Source organism: Variovorax sp. 22077 (assembly GCF_052044195.1).
Classification (GTDB): domain Bacteria; phylum Pseudomonadota; class Gammaproteobacteria; order Burkholderiales; family Burkholderiaceae_C; genus Variovorax; species Variovorax atrisoli.
The window spans coordinates 272351-290787 of record NZ_JBQEQC010000002.1 but is presented as its reverse complement, the minus strand read 5'-3'; the positions used below and the strand labels follow the sequence as shown (position 1 = coordinate 290787).

Here is an 18437-nt window from a genome sequence, read left to right as displayed (position 1 = left end):
GGGTTTTGGCGCTGGCTGTTGCCTGATGTGACGCTGGCGGCCATCAGGCATTGATCGGGCGCCAGAGCCGGTTCGCGGCCTGCTGTGAGGCGAGCCGTGCGACTTGTGCCGATGGGAGGTTGGCAAGCGGCAGCGCGAGCGCGGATGCCAAGGCCTGCAGAGCCTGGCGGCGGGTGGGTGCTTGTGTCTTTGTCATCAGGGGTCGATTCATTTGATTGCTATCGCACTGGCAGGGGCGCCGGGCACAGCCACTCGGAACTTGAGGCCTTCGAGCAGCTTGTCCCATAGGGCGATGGCTTCCTCGTCGTCGAGCGAAGAGGCCGCAGCCGCACCCACGCGGTCTGATGCCACCTTGGTGAACATCGCCGCTTGCAGCAAGGCCGGACGTGCGACGTTGCCGGTTTCACCGATGAACATCCACTCGAAGTCGTGCGATCCATCGGCTTCGCGAACCAGCGACTCTTCGCCGTCCCAGCCGTGGACTTTCTTCTTTCCCTCGCGCAGCGTCGTCAGCCTGGGATAGCTGCTGCCGGCGTCCCGCTTGCGGTCGTTGATGAGCTTGAGCAGGCCGTAGCCATTGCTGCCCTTCGTGCTCTGGCTCTGGTTGCTCTGGACGCTGAACACGACGTCGGGCAGGGCTGCCATGTGCAGGCCGGCCTGGGACAGGGCCGGGCCTTGAGTGCCGTCAACACGGGTGAAGCCGTATTCATGGCAAAGGCCCTGATCCGTGGGGACCTCGTCGGGCTTGCGTGCGCGCAGGTTGCTGGCGAGGTCGACAGCATCTTGAAGGATTGAATCTGCGGTCGCGCCATTGTCAGTGCCACGGCCGCTCATGAAGATGTGTGGTCCGACGACGTAGTAGATGCGGAAGCCTTCCAGATCAACCTCTCTAGCGGACGCGCTCTTGAACGATCGGATCAGCCAGGTACCCGGTGCGGGGCCTTTCCCGAAGTAGGTGATCTCGGCTGTCTTGTTGTTGGAAAGAATCTTCGCCCGCTCCGCCTCCATCACCTTCTCTATATCGTTCGCCTGATCGGGGAGCGTCGGAAAGTCGCGCCCGAACGCCAGTCTCGAATCGACCGGTGCGGTTAGCACATAGCGCCCGAAGCAAAGCAGCTTGGTGTGCTCGAACAGTTTCTCGATGCGTCGGCTCATGCAGAAAGTCCTCGTCTTCAGGGTTGGTAGGTGAGTTCAGTTCTTTTCGGACCACCATTGGGTGTCGAAGTCGGCCGCGATGCGCACGATGCCGTAGAGCGTGGCCGCGCTGGCGTTGGCGTCGCTGTAACTGCCCTGGTGGTCGTATCCGGCCTGCACGAACTTGGCTTTCGCGCGCACCTTCGCTGCACTGCGCTCCACGGGCACCGTGCCGTCGCTGGGTGTCATCGGCCGCTGGAGCTTGAGCTTGAGAACTTCGCCCCGGTCGCCTCTGACCCGCAAGGTGCCCTGGCCGTCGTCACCTTGGTCTCCGGGCAGCAATGTCCAGGCCAGCGGATCTCCGGCGATGGCGGGGTCACCATCTACCACGCGCCACACCAGGTCGTTCCAAGCGGGTTGGCTCGGATCGCTGCCGTAGTGTGCGTACGTGCGCTGATGGAAGGTGTCCTGGATCGTGTTGGCAAAGCGCATGGCCTCCTTGATGCGCTCTGTCGTTGCCTTCGGACCGATCTGCTCTTCGGTCTTTCCCCCTTTATCAGGAGGCAACTGTCCCTGCCCCGCCGGATCAATCCAATCCGGATTGATCAACCTCCACCACTTGTCCCGATCGAGCGTGTAGATCTCGCTCACTGCGTCACTACTGGGCCATTTCGCCAGGAACTTGCCGTTGTCGTCCTGCACCTGCAGCCACTGCGTGCCGTAGGCGGCTGCCGGCAGCAGTTCCAGGCCGCCTTGCGCATTGGCCAGCACGGCCGTCACTTCCTCGCCGTTGTCGCCCAGGACGCCCTGCGTGATGCCACCTATCAACCGGGACTTCAGATGCCACCAGGGCTTGTTGCTGCCCTCGAAACCCGCGCGCATGCGCTTGTATGCGGCGGCCGCGCCGGTGGTGGGCATCACCCCGTGCACCACGCCCAGAATGCGATGCCTGATGCCGCCGTAGTCCGCATGCATCATCGCGCGCGCCAGGATGCCGCCCATGCTGTGCGTGACGACGATGACGCCGGGGCAGTCGAAGCCGTTGTGGTTGTAGGTGTCGATCAGCAGCTCGATCTTCTTCGCGAGCTGTTTTCCTTCCTCGCCGTTGCTCCTGAGCCAGTTGTAGCCGAAGGCGTGCACCGGATACCAGCAGTTGCCGATCCTGCGGATGTCGTCCTCGCTCAGCGGCTGCGCGTCGTGAACGCCGAAGCTCGATGGTGACCGTCCGATGAGCGCTTCGGGATTGCTCTTGTCAACCCATGCCGGCGACACGACGAGCTTGTTTTCCTCGCGGCGCAGCATGTCGTTGAGCAGGCGTTCCATCGACTGCAGGATGCTGCCGTAGGCGTCGAACATCACTTCGCTCCATCCGCGTGCACGGGCCTTCTGGGCAGCGGTGAAGCATTGCCGATTGCTCGCCAGCGGGTGCGTCGGATCGGCCTTGGGATCGGTGATGAGCAGCTTGCTGATGTCGCCAAGGTCATCGGGCACGTTGTCGTGGCGCTTGTCGGAGCTGATGGTCGTATCGCCCGTGGCATCGAAGCGGCGGCGCTTCTTGCCCTCGATCTTCTCGTCGGTGACGTTGTAGCGGTCGACCTCCACCTCGTCGGGGTCCAGCCGCATCTGGCGGGCCGCGGCGCTTGCGTTGCGCCGCGAGAACGCATCGCCTTTCTTGTCGGGCCACCACGCGAGGTTGTCGCTTCGTTTGAGCAGCTCCTGCCGCTCGCGGGACAGGCGGAGGTTGCTGCCCATGATGCCGGGCAGGAACACGATCGGGATCAGCTTGCCCGGGGGCACGCGCACGCGGACCTTTCTCCTGTCGTCGAGCGGCGTCGTCACGGCGGTGACCTCCGCGAAGCCGTCCAGGCCCAGGCTGAAGTCCAGCCAGATGTCCTCTTCTTCTCCCTGCGCTGCCATCAGGAGGCCCTCCCGAGCCATGCGATCTTGTACGACTCAGGGCCGTCCGAGCGCTGCTGCCGCGTGGTGCCGTCGTTGCTGGTGATGTCGCCAACGGGTGCTTCCTGCGCAAGTGTCCTGCCCGAAGGGGCGGGCGTTGCCGCGCCTTCGCTGTCACGCATCAGCTCGAACAGCTGCCTTGCCGCAGGCGTGTCCTCCTCGTCGATGTGATGAAAAAGCACCTCCTGGTCGAACCGCGTCTGCACATCCCGGTTCATCTTGTCAGGCGTGCGGCTGTCGGGCCCGATGAAGCTGTGCTTCGCCGCGTGCGCCCGCCATGCTCCGCGCGTGCCATGCACGATCCCCGAGGCGTTCCAGCAGGTGTAGCTCGCCCCGCCGTTGATGACGACTTCTTCCGCCGCAGCGATCGTGATCCGGTTGGCCTCCTGGCGGATGTTCATCTTCGCGAGCACGCTGATGCTGTTCTTCAGCGCCGCGATGTCGATGTCGGCGTTGCCCGCCACCAGCTTCATGCCGGCCTTGTAGGCGAACATGCGCACGGCGTTCTTTGCCGAGACCAGAAAGCTCTTCGCAGTGGCCACGCTGGTGTGCCCGCCGCTGGTCAGTGCGTTGTGTCCCGTGCTCGCGAAGTGGCTGGAGCCCTGCGCCGTGGCCTGGATGCCGCAGGGGCTCGCGAGCGTGAGGTGCGGCTTGCTGAACTCGGGGAATTCGCCCTGCGCGGCGTGATTGCCCTTGCCCTGGATCGCGTCGTTCTGCAGCTTGAGTTCGGCGGCGACCTCGTTCTGGTCACCGCTTTCGTGCGCCTTGGCATTCAGCGCGAGCTGCGACATGCCTTCGTGCACCTCGCGTGCCTGCGTGAGCCGCGCAACGGTCTCTCCCATGTCGGTGATGTGCGCCCGTGCGTTCGGCCGCGGTTCGGTGCTCACCAGCAGGCCGCTGGCGGCGCGCAGTGCCCCGTGCCCATCGGTGCGCAGCTCGAAGCCCTGGCCGCGGTCGTCCTTGCGGCCCGTGGTGTCCTCGATGCGGCCTATGTGTCCGAGGCTGAGGCTGCTGCACTGGTGGTCGCTCTTGAGCTGGGCCTGCACCTTGCCCGGGCTGTCGTCGAGTGCCAGGTGGTTTCCGCGCAGGCTGGCTCCGAATTCGCGGCTTCGGATGCCTGTCAGGTGCGTCTGGGCGGGCAGCTTCCACGCCGGCATCTCGTCGGCGTTGTGGAGGCGCCCGACGACGATGGGATGGTCGGGGTTTCCGTTGAGGAAATCGACGACCACTTCCTGGCCGATGCGGGGCAGGGCGGCAGTGCCGAACCGGGCCCCGGCCCACCCGTGAGATACGCGCAGCCAGCAGGAGGAGTTCTCGTCTCTGCCGCCCAGGCGGTCCCATTGGAATTGCACCTTGACACGGCCGTACTGGTCGGTCCAGATCTCCTCGCTGGCGGGGCCGACCACCACAGCAGTCTGCGGGCCGCCGGTGCGGGGCCTGCGCGTCGTGCGCGGAGGTCGCCAGGCGAAGCTGGTGGGCTGCGCATCGAAGGCGAAGCGCTGGATGGAGCCGCCCGACGTGGCGGCCGTGCCTTCGGTGGCGCGCAGGTTCTCCTGCAGGTGATAGGCCACGCCCAGCACGAGGTACTGGCGGTTCTGGTCGTCGCGAGGATGGCCGGCCAGCCGCAGCGTGTGGCCTGGTGCCAGCGAACGCAGGTTGGAGCGGCCGCTGACAAGACTACGTGCGCTCAGCTGCTCTTCATTGCGGATGCGCGCGTAAGTGTCGCCGTCGCCGTTGAGCAGATAGTGGCCGGGCCATTCGAACACCTCATGGTCGTCGTGATCGTGGCCCGGCGGCATCTGGCGCTGGCTCCGCAGGTCGGCCTTGGGCCTCTCGAAGTCGTAGTCGTCGGTGCAGTGGTGGCCGGAGCGCAGGTCTTCGGCCATCTCCCATGCGTAGATGCGTTCGGCCGGTTCTTCGCCGCCGGTCATGCCGGACTGCTCGTGCGGGTGGTAGCGCACTGTCTCGCCGCCGGGCAGCGGGCCGTGCGAAATGGCGATGTCGTCCGCGAACACCAGCACATGCTGCGAGGTCTCGTGGCGGAACCAGTAATGGATGCCCTCGTGCTCGCACAGACGCGAGACGAAGTCGAAGTCGCTCTCGCCGTACTGCACGCAGTAGTTCCACACCCGGTAGCTGCGCGTGAGCTTCTGCTCGAAGGGATGCCCGTAGCGGCCGAGTACTTCGGCGACGATCTCGGGAACGCTGCGGTCCTGGAAGATCCTGTAGTCGTGGCGCCTGGTCGCGAGCCACAGCCAGGGGCGCAGCCTCATCGCGTAGAAGCTCTGCCGCGCATCCTCCCGAGCGAGGCCGAAGCGGGTGACGATGCCGGCGAGATGACGCGTACCGCCGTGCTCGGTCTGCAGCGACACCGTTGCCGTCTTGCCCAGGAGCGCCTTGGGCTCGATGGCGTTGCTGCGGCCGAGCAGGTGGACATCGAAGGCGTAGGCCTGGCTCAGCGCCTCACGGCCGACCAGCCGATGGAATTGCAGCGCCTCGCCGACGGGCGTGGCAATGGTGACGCGACGGCCAGCCAGGATGGGCTTGGTCACGGGATCCTCCCTGAATAATCGATCGCTCGACCGAAATTAGTTTTTTCGGATTATTCGAGCGCGCGATTCGAGGAGGGTGGCCAGTCGCTGAAAGCCAGCCGGTGCGTGAATAAATTCGCAGAGAAAGTGCGTTGGCAGGCCAGTTAAATTCTGACGGGAATAATTTCAGGACGCCTCCGCGCCACCGGAGGTCCAGCGATCAATCCGCGCCCAGCTGCAATCGGCTCGGCAGCCTTTTCTCGATCGCGAACTTCAGCAGTGCCGCCGAGCGGAAGATGCCGTGCGCGAACTTGCCGTAGGGCAGCGTGAGAAAGAGCGCCATCACCACGCCCAGGTGCACCGCCAGCAGCAGCGCCATGAAGCGCGTGTCGCGCCACGCCAGCAGCGCGAGGCCGGTGAGGCTGGTGAGCAGCAGCAGGGCGATGAAGCCGCGGTCCATCGGGCGCTGTGCCGTGTCGCCATGCGCCGGGTCGCGCCGCAGGTTCAGCCACAGCAGGCCCGCGGGGCCGATCAGCAGCCCGAGGCCGCCGGCAGTGCCCAGCAGCACCGGCAGGCTGGTCAAGGCATAGGGAGCATGCAGGTCGAGCAGGTAGTGGTAGAGCGTCGCCACGCAGGTCGATGCGAAGCACAGCATGAAGCCGTAGAAGGTGAAGTGGTGGAAGCGCCTGCGCCACAGGGTGAAGCGGTCGTCCTCGTTGTTGCAGCCTTCGCCGTGGCCGCCGTCGAGGTACTTCAGGCGCAGCGCGTCGTGCGCGGCCTCGACGCTGGCGCCGCCGCGCACGCCCGGCAGGTCTGGCGCGTTCTGCGGATCGTTCGCCGGAGACACCTCGCGCCAGAAGCGGCGCACGCCCATCGCCAGCGCGAGCATCACGAAGAGGAACACCGCGCCGAACACCAGCGCGAGCAGGTTGTGGGGAAAGATCGCATAGAAGTTGCCCGCCATCGGCTCGTGCATCAGCGAGCCCGACATCGCCACGGCCAACACCAGGAAGAGGGCGAGCCCGCCCGCCAGTGCCAGTGCGACCGTGAGGCCGGCCCTGCGGTACAGCGCCCCCATCGCGGGCGGCCAGGCGTAGTCGTGGTACGTCTGCATGCGCACCCGCGCCATGGCCTGCGGCACGTTCACCGCGAACTCGTGCGGCGGCGCGTACTGGCAGGCGTGCAGGCAGGCGCCGCAGTTGTGGCAGAGGTTGGCGAGGTAGTGGGTGTCGGCCTTGTTGCCGAAGTCCAGCCGGCGCGTCATGGCCGGGAACACGGCGCAGAAGCCTTCGCAGTAGCGGCAGGCGTTGCAGATCTGCAGGATGCGCGCGACTTCCTCTTCGCCGGCAGTCAGCGGCAGCGCGGGGGCGATGGGAATCACGCGCCGTGATGGCGTGCCATGGGCATCCGCTTGTGCGCGCGTGACGAGATCAGTGAGCTGCTGCAAGCGCGGCCTCCTTGTCGTTCTTCGTGGAGGCCCGCGCGGCTTTCGCTGCCTGCGTGCCTGCGATGCGGCCGAAGGCCGTGCCGATGCTCATGCCGACGCCCGCGGTGTAGCCCTTGCCCAGCACGTTGCCGGCCATCATCTCGCCGGCCACGAAGAGGTTCGGGCTGGGCCGTCCGCCGAATCGCACGGCCGCCGTTTCGTCGACCTTCAGGCCCAGGTAGGTGAAGGTGATGCCGGGCCGCAGCGGATAGGCATGGAAGGGCGCGGTGTCGATGGGGCGTGCCCAGTGCGTCTTGGCGGGTGCGAGGCCCTCTGTGCGGCAGTCGTCCAGCGTGGTGTGATCGAAGCGGCCAACGCGGCATGCGGCGTTGTAGTCCTCCACGGTGCGCACGAAGGTGGCTTCGTCCAGCCCGATCCTGCGTGCGAGTTCGCCGAGCGTGCCGGCCTGCGTGCCGGGAAACACCGGCGGCATGAAGCGCCCGACCGCCTTCTGGTCGATGACCGACCACGCGATCTGCCCCGGCTGCTGCGCCACCAGCCGGCCCCAGATCGCATAGCGCTTGGGCCAGAAGTCCTCGCCCTCGTCGTAGAAGCGCTTCGCCTCGCGGTTGACCACCACGCCCAGAGACACGCAGTCGATGCGCGTGCAGATGCCGCCGTCGTACAGCGGTGCGCGTGCGTCGATGGCCACCATGTGGCCCTGCGACGGGTCGCCGATGCTGTCGGCGCCCGCCTCGATCATGTGCTTCAAGAGCACGCCCTGGTTGAAGCGCGTGCCGCGGATCAGGAAGTTGTCGGCCGGCCATTCGCCGCGCTCGTTCCGTCCCCATGCCTCGCGCAGCCATTCGCGGTTCGACTCGAAGCCGCCGGCGGCCAGCACGCAGCTCCTCGCTTCGATGCGTTCGCCGGCCTCGGTGCGCACGGCCACGAAGCGGTCGCCGTCGAGCTCGACCGAGGCCACGGGCGTGTCGTACCGGATCTGCACGCCGAGCCTTTCGGCGCTGCGGAAATAGGCGTTCACCAGCGCCTTGCCGCCGCCCATGAAGAAGGCGTTGGTGCGCGCGACGTGCAGCGCACCCGACAGCGGCGGCTGGAAGTGCACGCCGTGGCTGCGCATCCAGTCGCGGCAGTTGGACGAGGCGCGGATCACCAGGCGCGCGAGGCGCTCGTCGGTGAGGCCGCCGGTCACCTTCAGGAGGTCCTGCCAGTACTCCTCTTCGGGATAGGCATCGACCAGCACATCCTGTGGCGCGTCGTGCATGCAGCGCAGGTTGCGCGTGTGCTGCGAATTGCCGCCGCGCCATGCCTTGGGCGAGGCTTCGAGCAGCAGCACCGAGGCGCCAGCCTCGCGCGCCATCAGGGCGGCGCAGAGGGCGGCGTTGCCGCCTCCGACAACCAGTACGTCGATCACTCTCACTCGTGGGTCTCCTTGGGATTGGGAGACTGTAGGCAGGCCGGCCTTCAGGCGAAAGGCCGGTTCGGGCAACGGGTGTTCACGTTTCGAGAAGGCTGGCGCCGGCCCAGAGTCCGTCGCGCACCAGGGCGCGCGCCGTGTCGGCCACCACCACGCGGGTGGCCAGCGCGGCGGGGGAGAGTTCGTCGTCCGACAGGCTCACTAGCAGGTTGCGCCGGCCCACGTGCGCGTCGGCGATCTGGGTGAGCTGCAGGTCGTCGCGGCCATGCCGCGCGGTGGCGGCGCCGGGCTGGATGGTCGCGCCGTGGCCGGCGCGCACCGCATCCATCAGCAGCGCGAGGCCGTCGACCTCGGCCACGATGCGCGGCGAGATGCGGGCCCGCGTGAAGGCGGCCGTCAGCGTGGCGCGCAGGCCGTGGCTGCCGCTGGGCAGGATGAGGGGCAGCTCCGCCAGCTGCGCGAGCCGCACGCGTGCACCGGCGGGGCGATGCGCCAGCATGGGAGAGGCGATCACGAAGAGCTTCTCGGCCAGGAGCGGCGTCACGCTCCAGCGCCGCGGCGTGTCGGTCTGGAACAGCACGGCCAGGTCGAGCTGCCGTGACTGCAGCATGGTCGTGAGATGGCCCGAGAGCGACTCGACCAGGTACAGCCGCACCTCGGGGTAGCGCTCGCGCATGGCCCGCATGAGCGGCACGCCGAGCACCGTGGCGGTGGTGGGCGCCAGGCCCACGCTCACGTGGCCCGAGAGCCGCGCCTGCTGCGCCGCGAGCACCGCGTCGTCGGCATGGCGCAGAACGAGCTGGGCCTGGTGAAGGAAGGCCACGCCGGCATCGGTGGGCACCACGCCGCTGGCGCTGCGCTTGAGCAGCCGGGTGGAAAGCTCGCCCTCGAGCCGGCTGATCTGCTGGCTCAGCGCCGAGGTGACGACGCCCAGTTCGACCGCGGCGCGGCCCATGCTGCGAAGCTCGCAGACCTTGACGAAGTAGCGCAGTTGCCTCAGTTCCATCGGGCGATCATCGCACCGGCAACGGGTGCCGGTACCCGTCAGCTGCCCCGGCGGGAAGGCAAAAAAATGGCCGCCGGCACCCGTCGCGCAGGCGCTGGCAGCCGTGGAAACCGGGACCGGCGAAGGGCCTACTGCTTGTAGCTGTCGTCGATGCGGTCGAGCTTGCGGATGAGCGCGGGCCAGACGAACTGCCCGCCCAGGCCGCCGGTCTGCACCTTCATGGCCTGGCCCACGCCTTCCACGATGCGCGGGTCCACGTGCGTGAGTTCACTTCCGCCCGACTGCGCCGCGATCTGGATCTGGCAGGTGGCCTCGAAGGTGTACATCGAGAGGAAGGCGTCCGCGATGGTCTTGCCGCAGGTCAGCAGGCCGTGGTTGCGCAGCATGAGGAAGTTGGCGTTGCCCATGTCGGCCTGCAGGCGCGGCTTCTCGTCGTCGCGGAAGGCCACGCCCTCGTAGTCGTGATAGGCCAGCGAGGCCAGCACGAAGGTCGACTGCTGGCTGATGGGCAGCACGCCGTTCTTCTGCGCGCTCACGGCGATGCCGGCGCGGGTGTGAGTGTGCAGCACGCACTGGATGTCTTCCCGCGCCGCATGCACCGCGCTGTGGATCACGAAGCCCGCCGGGTTCACCGGGTAGGGCGAATCAATGACCTTGTTGCACTGCTGGTCGACCTTCACCAGGCTCGACGCGGTGATCTCGTCGAACATCAGGCCGTAGGGGTTGATCAGGAAGTGGTGCTCGGGGCCCGGAATGCGCGCGCTGATGTGCGTGAAGACCAGGTCGCTCCATCCGTGCAGCGCCACGAGGCGATAGCAGGCGGCAAGGTCGACGCGCAGCTGCCACTCCTCGGCGGAGACCAGCTTCTGGATTTCGGGTTGTGCGAAGGCGTTCATGGTGGGGTGTCCTTTGGAAGTTGTCGAAATCGGGCGGCCGGACGCGGAGGGTGCGAAGGTTGCGCGGAAGTCGCAGGAGGAAGACCAAGAAATGGTTTCCGGTCTTCTCTGCGACTCCTGCGTGGCTCTTGTCTTCCTTGTGCGTTCGGCTGTCGGACTTCAGGCGGCCTGTACAGCAGGCTGCAGCGCCGATTTGTAGATGCTCTGCTTCGGCTGCGCCATCACGCGGCGCAGCATGGGTTCGAACTCGCTGATGGGCAGGGTCTCGGCCTTGGGGTCGAAGGCGGGGTTGTCGTAGAGCGCGCAGAACTCGGCGGTGCGCTCGTAGTGCGGGTGCCCCTTGAAGTTGTCGCGCATGTCGCGGTCCAGGCCGATGTGGTGGAAGAAGTAGTGGCCCTGGAAGATGCCGTGGTTCTGCACCATCCAGTGGTTGGCCTCGCTCACGAAGGGCTTGAGGATGGCTGCGGCGATGTCGGGGTGGTTGAAGCTGCCGAGCGTGTCGCCGATGTCGTGCAGCAGGGCGCACACCACGTATTCCTCGTCGCGGCCGTCGCGCAGCGCGCGGGTGGCGGTCTGCAGGGAGTGGGTGTAGCGGTCGACCGGGAAGCCGCCGTAGTCGCCTTCGAGGATCTGCAGGTGCTTGATCACGCGAGCGGGCAGGCCGCCCGCGAACTGCATGAATTCGCCACCGATCAGCTGCCAGTCTTCGCGCGTGCTTTCCTGCATGCTCTTGAAACTTGCGCGTGCATTCATCGCCGGAGTCTCCGTTCTTTTGAGTCCTGTGGGGGAGCTGGCCACTGTATGCCTGCGCTTGACCATCAACTGTCAAGAATTTGACAATGCGGGGTTCTGGTAAACCCCCGTTCCCGCGTCATTCCTTCGTCATTCCCAACTTCATGGCCGCCTCTCCGAAGCCGCGTCTTTCCGCCGCGCACCGTGCCGCGCTGGAAGGCAACCCGTGGTTCATGAGCATGCCGCGCGCTCAGCGCGAGGCACTGGTGGGTGCGGCCGAGCTGCACCACGTACGCCGCGGCGCGATGGTGTTCCGCCAGGGCGACCCCATCCATGCCACCGACGGCGGCTTCTACGGGCTGGTGGCGGGCACCATCAAGGTCTCGTCGCTGCGCCAGGACGGCCGCGAGGCCATCCTCGCCGTGCTGGAGCCGGGCAACTGGTTCGGCGAGATCACGCTGATCGACGGCTCGCCGCGCACGCACGACGCCACCGCGCTGGAGGCGCTCGACCTGCTGGTGGTGCCGCCCGCGGCCTTCGTGCAGCTGATGCGCGATGTGGTTTTCTCCAACGCCATCGCGGCGATGCTCGCTTCGCGCGTGCGCATGCTCTACGGCCTCGCGGAGGACGCCACCCTGCGCAGCCTGCGCGCGCGGGTGGCGCACCGGCTGCTGGTGCTGGCGCGCGGCGACGCCACGCAGTCGGTGCAGCTGCGCCACGAACTGCAGCTGCCGCAGGAGGCGCTGGCCATGATGCTCGGCGTGACGCGCCAGACGCTGTCGAAGGAGCTCAATGCGCTGGCGGCCGAGGGCGTGCTTTCGCTGGGCTACGGGCGCATCGAGCTGCGCTCGCTCGACGCGCTGCGTGCGCTCGTGAGCACCGGCTAGAAGGGCGGGTGCCGCCTACCTCAGCACCCGCCCGTCGGCCGAGATGCTGATCAGGTCGATGTTGCGCACGCTGTCGCGCAGGCCCGGACGCAGGTTGATGCGGAAGCCCCCCACGTCGTAGTCGGTCATGCCCGACATCACCCGCATGAGGCCCGCGGCGTTCAACCCCCGGCCGGCGCGCTTCACCGCCTCGCCCGCGGCCTTGGCCGCGATGAAGCCCTCCAGGCCTTCGTACGAGGGGTTCTGGTCGGAGTTGTCGACGGCCGCGAGGTACTCCTTGACGATCGGAATGGCCGAGGGGCGCGGCGAAGGCACCACCTGCGAGATCACGATGCCGCCGATGTCCTTGCCGAGCGTGGCGTAGAGCGGGTCGATGCCGACGATGGAGAAGGCCATGAAGCTGCCCGAGTAGCCGCTCTTGCGCAGCTTGCGGATCGCGTTGGCCGTGGTGCCCGAGAGCGACACCAGCACGATAGCCTGCGGCGACTGCTTCTGCACTTCCTTCAGGGCCGCATCCAGCTTGTCGCCATTGGCCGGCACCAGCGCGCTGGCGACCAGCGGCGTGAGCTTGAGCTCGCTGATGGCCTGCTCCACGGCCGCGAGGCCGGCGCGGCCCATGGCGTCGTCGTCGCCCACCAGCGCCACGCGCGTCTGCCCCACGGTGGCGCACTGCCTCACGATCTTCAGGGCCTCGTCGATCATGCCGGGGCGCACATGGAACACGTTCGGATGATCGGCCCCGCGCAGCGTGTCGGAAGCCGCGAAGGGCGCGAACAGCAGGCTGCCCTGCTGCGTGGCGACGTTCGCGCCGGCCTCGCTGCTGGCCGTGCCGACGAAGCCGAAGAGCATGTCGGCCTTGTCGGTGGTGAGCAGGGTGCGCGCATTGGCGGCGGCGCGGGCCGCGTCGTAGCCGTCGTCGAGCTGCAGCAGCTTGAGCTGCAGGCCGCCGGCCGCATTGCGCTCGTTGAACGCAGTCACCGCGAGGCGGCTGCCGGCCGCGAAGGCGTTGCCGATCTCGGAGGCGCTGCCAGTGAGCGGCACCGATTGCCCCAGCAGCACGACGCGTGCTGCGCCGGCCGCCGCCGCCGCCGTTCGCGCGGTCTGCGCCATGACGGGGTGGGCCATGCCGATGCCGCTTCCGAGCACCAGCGCGCCTGCCTTGCCCAACCATTCCCTGCGTGACGTGTTCATTGGACACCTTCTTTCACATTAGTAAAAAAGTGTAGCAATTTCAGGGCCAGGGTGGAAGGCAGGCATGCCCGCTGAAGGGGCTTCGATCAGTCTCCCTTCACGTAGCCTGCGAGATGCCTGCCTGTGAGCGTCGAGCGCTTGGCGACGAGGTCCGCCGGCGTTCCCTCGAAGACGACGCGCCCGCCCTCGTGCCCCGCGCCGGGGCCGAGGTCGATGATCCAGTCGGCATGCGCCATCACGGCCTGATGGTGCTCGACCACGATGACCGACTTGCCCGAATCCACCAGCCGGTCGAGCAGGCCCAGCAGCTGCGCCACGTCGGCCAGGTGCAGGCCGGCGGTGGGCTCGTCGAGCACGTAGATGTCGCCTTTCTCGGCCATCTGGGTGGCCAGCTTGAGCCGCTGGCGCTCGCCGCCCGACAGCGTGGTGAGCGGCTGCCCGAGCCGCAGGTAGCCCAGTCCCACGTCGGCCAGCCGCTGCAGGATGGCGTGCGCGGCCGGCGTGCGCGCCTCGCCTTCGCCGAAGAAGGCAAGGGCCTCGTCCACCGGCATCGCCAGCACCTCGGCGATGTCGCGCCCGCCGAAGCGGTACTCCAGCACCGAAGCCTGGAAGCGCTTGCCGCCGCATTCCTCGCAGGGGGTTGCCACGCCGGCCATCATCGCGAGGTCGGTGTAGATCACGCCCGCGCCGTTGCAGGTGGGGCAGGCGCCTTCGGAGTTGGCGCTGAAGAGAGCCGGCTTCACGCCGTTGGCCTTCGCGAAGGCGTTCCGGATCGGGTCGAGCAGCCCGGTGTAGGTGGCCGGGTTGCTGCGCCGCGAGCCGCGGATGGCGCTCTGGTCGATGCTCACCACGCCCGCGCCGGCCGGAATGGAGCCGTGCACCAGCGAGCTCTTGCCCGAGCCAGCCACGCCGGTGACCACGGCGAGCACGCCGAGCGGAATGTCGACGTTCACCTTGCGCAGGTTGTGTGTCGTCGCGCCGCGTATCTCGAGCTTGCCGGTCGGCTTGCGAACCTTCTTCTTCAGCGTCGCCCGGTCGTCCAGGTGCCGCCCCGTGACCGTGCCGCTGCCGCGCAGCCCCTCGACGCTGCCCTCGAAGCAAACGCTGCCGCCGGCCGAGCCCGCGCCCGGGCCGAGGTCGACGACGTGGTCCGCGATGGCGATGACCTCCGGCTTGTGCTCGACCACCAGCACCGTGTTGCCCTTGTCGCGCAGCCGCAGCAGCAGCTCGTTCATGCGCTGGATGTCGTGCGGATGCAGGCCGGTGGTGGGTTCGTCGAACACGTAGGTCACGTCGGTGAGCGAGGAGCCGAGATGGCGGATCATCTTCGTGCGCTGCGCCTCGCCGCCCGACAGCGTGCCCGAGGGCCGGTCCAGCGAGAGGTAGCCCAGGCCGATCTCCACGAAGGAATCGAGGCTCGCAGCCAGCGCCTGCAGCAGTGGCGCCACCGAGGGTTCCTTCAGGCCGCGCACCCACTCGGCGAGGTCGCTGATCTGCATCGCGCAGGCGTCGGCGATGTTGACGCCCTTGATCTTCGACGAGCGCGCCGGCGCCGCGAGCCGCGTGCCCTCGCATTCGGGGCAGGTGGAGAACGTCACCACGCGCTCCACGAAGGCGCGCACGTGCGGCTGCATCGCTTCCACGTCCTTCGACAGGAATGATTTCTGGATCGTCGGGATCAGCCCCGCGAAGGTGAGGTTGATGCCGTCCACCTTGATCTTCGTCGGCTCCTTGTAGAGCAGGTCGTGCAGCTCGTTCCTGGTGAACTTGCGGATCGGCTTGTCCGCGTCGAAGAAGCCGCAGCCGCGGAAGATGCGCCCGTACCAGCCTTCCATGCTGTAGCCGGGGATCTTGAGCGCGCCTTCGTTGAGCGACTTGCCGTCGTCGTAGAGCTCGGCGAGGTCGAAGTCGGTGACCGCGCCGCGCCCCTCGCAGCGCGGGCACATGCCGCCGATGCGGTTGAAGCTTTCCTTCACCGTCTTCGTCTTCGCACCGCGTTCCACGGTGATCGCACCCGCCGCGCTGACCGAAGGCACGTTGAAGGCGAAGGCGCCGGGCGGCCCGATGTGCGGCTTGCCCAGGCGGCTGAACAGGATGCGCAGCATCGCGTTGGCGTCGGTGACCGTGCCCACGGTCGAGCGCGGGTCGGCGCCCAGGCGCTGCTGGTCGACGATGATCGCGGTGGTCAGGCCGTCGAGCACGTCGACGTCCGGCCGCGCCAGCGTGGGCATGAAGCCCTGCACGAAGGCGCTGTAGGTCTCGTTGATCAGCCGCTGCGACTCGGCCGCGATGGTGCCGAACACCAGCGAGCTCTTGCCCGAGCCCGAGACGCCGGTGAACACCGTCAGCCTGCGCTTCGGGATCTCGATGCTGATGTCCTTGAGGTTGTTCTCGCGCGCGCCGTGCACGCGGATCATGTCGTGGCTGTCGGCGGCGTCTTGCGCCTTCGCAGGTGCCGCCGCCCTCGCTGTCGTCTTTGTTGCTGTCTTTGCGGCCGTGGTCGTCTTCTTCGTCGCCTTGGTGCTCATCGGTCCGTCTCTCCGCCTCAGCCCTGCTGCTGGATGCGGATCAGGCTGCCCGCGGGGTCGCGCACCGCGCAGTCGCGAACGCCGTAGGGCTGGTCGGTCGGCTCCTGGACGATCTCTGTGTCGCTGGCCTGCAGCTTCGCGAAGGTGCCTTCGAGGTCGGGCGTGGCCAGCAGGATGGCGGCGTAGGTGCCCTTGGCCATCATCTCGGCGATGGTGCGGCGCTCGTCGTCGGTGATGCCGGGGTAGGCGGCCGGCGGCGAGAGCACGATGGAAACCCCGGGTTGGCCCGCGGGGCCGACGGTGATCCAGCGCATGCCGCCGTATCCCACGTCATTGCGGACCTCGAAGCCGAGCAGGTCGCGGTAGAAGGCGAGCGAGGCCTCGGGGTCGTTGTGCGGCAGAAAACTCGCGTGGATGCTGATGTTCATCGTGGTCGCTCCGGTGTGTTGTTGTCGAGGAGCGCTCAGTCTAGGTTCGACCGCGGGGCCGGCGCTTCTCGATTCCTGATCGGTCGCGTGACCTGCTTCGCCACGCACGGCGGCATGCCCTCGGTCTGCATGGCGGCCTCGCGGCGGTAGGCGCTGGGCGACATGCCCACCAGCTCGGTGAAGCGCGTGCTGAAGGTGCCCAGCGACGAGCACCCGACCTCGAAGCAGACCTCGGTGACGCTCAGGTCGCCCCGGCGCAGCAGCGCCATCGCGCGCTCGATGCGCCGCGTCATCAGGTAGGAATAGGGCGCCTCGCCATACGCGAGCTTGAACTGGCGGCTGAGGTGGCCTGCCGACATGTGCACGCCGAAGGCGAGGGCCTCGACGTCCAGCGGCTGCGCGTACTCGCGGTCGATGCGGTCGCGAACCCGGCGCAGCCGGGCGAGGTCGCGCAGATGGAGCTGCTCTGCGTCAGTCTTGTTGCTGGTCATCCGCGGGATCGTGCCATGCCGCGGCGGCAGGCTCAATCCGGCAAGGCCCGCTCGGGCCGATGCGAGGGCGTCAGGCCTTGCGCTCGAACACCAGGTCCCACACGCCGTGGCCCAGCTTGATGCCGCGGTTCTCGAACTTGGTCAGCGGCCGGTAGTCGGGCTTGGGCGCGTAACCCTCTGCGGTGTTGCGCAGCAGCGGCTCGGCCGAGAGCACCTCGAGCATCTGCTCGGCGTAGGGCTGCCAGTCGGTCGCGCAGTGGATGTAGCCGCCGGGGCGCAGGTGCTGCGCGAGCTTGGTCACGAACCCGGGCTGGATCAGCCGGCGCTTGTTGTGGCGCTTCTTGTGCCACGGGTCGGGAAAGAACACGTGCACGCCGGCCAGGGTGCCGGGCTGCAGCATGTGGTCGAGCACGTCGACCGCGTCGTGCGCGCAGATGCGGATGTTCGACAGCTGCTGCTCGCCGATGCGCTTGAGCAGCGCGCCAACGCCGGGCTCGTGCACTTCGCAGCAGAAGAAATTGGTGTCGGGCAGCACTGTCGCGATGTGCGCGGTGGCCTCGCCCATGCCGAAGCCGATCTCCAGCACCGTCGGGCCGGCGCGGCCGCCGAAGGTGGCGGTCAGGTCGATCGGCTCGGGCTTGTAGGGCACGAGGAACAGCGGCCCCAGCTCGGAGAAGGCGCGCGCCTGGCCCTCGGTGGTGCGGCCGCCGCGCTTGACGAAGCTCTTGAGGCGGCGGTGCAGCGGATGGGGCTTGTCGGCGCCTTCGTCGGCACCCTCGTCATGGCCCGGCGGAAGGTCGTTGGACACGGTATCGGAAAGATTCATCACGGGCGCGAATTGTAGAGAGCACGCCATTCGGGCACCCAGCCGGCCAGCGCCGCAGGGCAGTCGGTGGCCGTGGAAGGGCTCAGGCCCAGCACGCGCGCCGCGGCGTCGAGCGCGGCCAGCGCGGCGGCCGGGGAGCGGGTGTCGATGGAGATCGCGCCGTTCTGCTTGGAGAGCTTGTCGCCGTCGGCGCCGCGCACCAGCGGCGTATGAAGGTAGCTTGGCGTGGGAAAGCCTAGCGCGCGCTGCAGAAGGATCTGGCGCGCGGTGTTGTCCACGAGGTCCTCGCCGCGCACCACGTCGGTCACGCCCTGTTCGGCGTCGTCGACCACCACCGCGAGCTGGTAGGCCCACGGGCCGTCGGCGCGGCGCAGCACGAAGTCGCCGACCTCGCGGCTCACGTTCTGGCACTGGCGGCCGAGGCGGCGGTCGGTGAAGCAGAGTTCGCCGCCAGCGGTCGCATCGCCGGCGTCTTCCTCCCAGGGTACGCCGGGCGTGGGCGGAAGGTCGGCCTCGAATTTCTCGGTGGCGAAGCGCCAGGCGCGCGCGGGCTTGCCGTGCAGCCCGTCGCGGCAGGTGCCGGGGTACACGCGTTCGCCGTGGCGTTCGTGCCGCTGGCCCAGCCTGGCGAGCGCTTCGCTGATGTCCTTGCGCGAGCAGCCGCAGGGGTAGGCGAGGCCGCGCGCCTTCAGCCGCTCCAGGGCGGCCTCGTAACGGTCGGTGCGCCGGGTCTGCCACACGGGCGGCTCGTCGGGCAGCAGGGCGCAGGCGGCCAGCTGCCGGAGGATGTGCTCGCCCATGCCGGGCAGGCAGCGCTCGGTGTCGGCGTCTTCGATGCGCACCAGCCAGCGTGCCTGCGGGCCGCGCGCGCGAACGTCGAGCCAGCTCGCGAGCGCGGCCACCAGCGAGCCCGCGTGCAGCGCCCCGGTGGGCGATGGCGCGAAGCGGCCGGTCTCCCTCATCGCGGCCC

At 68.0% G+C, this 18437-nt stretch carries 16 protein-coding genes; 1 reads left to right on the top strand and 15 read right to left on the bottom strand.

Annotation, left to right across the window (positions count from 1 at the left end):
- Nucleotides 1–43 precede the first annotated feature (43 nt).
- From ACTJLF_RS03840 to ACTJLF_RS03800, 9 genes are all read right to left on the bottom strand, one after another.
- Entirely contained in the window at nucleotides 44–196 is a 153-nt protein-coding gene (locus ACTJLF_RS03840; RefSeq protein ID WP_186475723.1) for a hypothetical protein, read from the bottom strand.
- An 11-nt stretch (nucleotides 197–207) separates the two neighbouring features.
- The gene (locus tag ACTJLF_RS03835) at nucleotides 208–1155 is read right to left on the bottom strand and encodes a T6SS immunity protein Tli4 family protein (protein WP_440882518.1); all 948 of its coding nucleotides are present in this window, start codon (nucleotides 1153–1155) and stop codon (nucleotides 208–210) included.
- Nucleotides 1156–1191: 36 nt separating this feature from the next.
- Entirely contained in the window at nucleotides 1192–3051 is a 1860-nt protein-coding gene (locus tag ACTJLF_RS03830; protein ID WP_440882517.1) for an esterase/lipase family protein, read from the bottom strand.
- A complete protein-coding gene (locus ACTJLF_RS03825; protein ID WP_440882516.1) occupies nucleotides 3051–5642 on the bottom strand; it encodes a type VI secretion system Vgr family protein in 2592 nt (863 codons plus the stop codon). The genes ACTJLF_RS03830 and ACTJLF_RS03825 overlap by 1 nt, the downstream gene beginning before the upstream one ends.
- Before the next feature lie 199 nt (nucleotides 5643–5841).
- Nucleotides 5842–7068: a tricarballylate utilization 4Fe-4S protein TcuB gene (tcuB, locus tag ACTJLF_RS03820; RefSeq protein ID WP_440882515.1), complete on the bottom strand. Its 1227-nt coding sequence runs from the start codon at nucleotides 7066–7068 to the stop codon at nucleotides 5842–5844.
- Nucleotides 7052–8479 carry an FAD-dependent tricarballylate dehydrogenase TcuA gene (gene tcuA, locus ACTJLF_RS03815; RefSeq protein ID WP_019652164.1) on the bottom strand — a complete coding sequence of 476 codons (1428 nt, stop codon included), beginning with the start codon at nucleotides 8477–8479 and terminating at the stop codon, nucleotides 7052–7054. Before tcuA ends, tcuB begins: the two co-directional genes overlap by 17 nt.
- Before the next feature lie 82 nt (nucleotides 8480–8561).
- The gene (locus ACTJLF_RS03810) at nucleotides 8562–9488 is read right to left on the bottom strand and encodes a LysR family transcriptional regulator (RefSeq protein WP_440882514.1); all 927 of its coding nucleotides are present in this window, start codon (nucleotides 9486–9488) and stop codon (nucleotides 8562–8564) included.
- A gap of 128 nt (nucleotides 9489–9616) precedes the next feature.
- A complete protein-coding gene (locus tag ACTJLF_RS03805; protein ID WP_019652166.1) occupies nucleotides 9617–10384 on the bottom strand; it encodes a class II aldolase/adducin family protein in 768 nt (255 codons plus the stop codon).
- 159 nt (nucleotides 10385–10543) lie between these two features.
- Nucleotides 10544–11137, bottom strand: coding sequence for an HD domain-containing protein (locus ACTJLF_RS03800; RefSeq protein ID WP_440882513.1), 594 nt, complete (start codon nucleotides 11135–11137; stop codon nucleotides 10544–10546).
- Between the two features lie 143 nt (nucleotides 11138–11280).
- Between ACTJLF_RS03800 and ACTJLF_RS03795 the strand changes: the two genes are divergently transcribed.
- Nucleotides 11281–12003 carry a Crp/Fnr family transcriptional regulator gene (locus ACTJLF_RS03795; RefSeq protein ID WP_354409282.1) on the top strand — a complete coding sequence of 241 codons (723 nt, stop codon included), beginning with the start codon at nucleotides 11281–11283 and terminating at the stop codon, nucleotides 12001–12003.
- 15 nt (nucleotides 12004–12018) lie between these two features.
- Here the strand turns inward: ACTJLF_RS03795 and ACTJLF_RS03790 are convergent, their stop codons facing one another.
- The 6 genes from ACTJLF_RS03790 to gluQRS all read right to left on the bottom strand — a co-directional run bounded on the left by ACTJLF_RS03790 (nucleotide 12019) and on the right by gluQRS (nucleotide 18429).
- Nucleotides 12019–13194 carry an ABC transporter substrate-binding protein gene (locus tag ACTJLF_RS03790; RefSeq protein ID WP_440882512.1) on the bottom strand — a complete coding sequence of 392 codons (1176 nt, stop codon included), beginning with the start codon at nucleotides 13192–13194 and terminating at the stop codon, nucleotides 12019–12021.
- A gap of 86 nt (nucleotides 13195–13280) precedes the next feature.
- Entirely contained in the window at nucleotides 13281–15722 is a 2442-nt protein-coding gene (locus tag ACTJLF_RS03785) for an ATP-binding cassette domain-containing protein (RefSeq protein WP_440882511.1), read from the bottom strand.
- Nucleotides 15723–15739: 17 nt separating this feature from the next.
- Complete coding sequence (locus ACTJLF_RS03780) at nucleotides 15740–16150, bottom strand: VOC family protein (RefSeq protein WP_132751302.1); 411 nt, start codon at nucleotides 16148–16150, stop codon at nucleotides 15740–15742.
- Between the two features lie 35 nt (nucleotides 16151–16185).
- Entirely contained in the window at nucleotides 16186–16641 is a 456-nt protein-coding gene (locus ACTJLF_RS03775; RefSeq protein ID WP_132798154.1) for a helix-turn-helix transcriptional regulator, read from the bottom strand.
- Between the two features lie 70 nt (nucleotides 16642–16711).
- Entirely contained in the window at nucleotides 16712–17467 is a 756-nt protein-coding gene (gene trmB, locus ACTJLF_RS03770; RefSeq protein ID WP_132751300.1) for a tRNA (guanosine(46)-N7)-methyltransferase TrmB, read from the bottom strand.
- A complete protein-coding gene (gene gluQRS, locus ACTJLF_RS03765; protein ID WP_440882510.1) occupies nucleotides 17467–18429 on the bottom strand; it encodes a tRNA glutamyl-Q(34) synthetase GluQRS in 963 nt (320 codons plus the stop codon). The genes trmB and gluQRS overlap by 1 nt, the downstream gene beginning before the upstream one ends.
- Nucleotides 18430–18437: the final 8 nt, after the last annotated feature.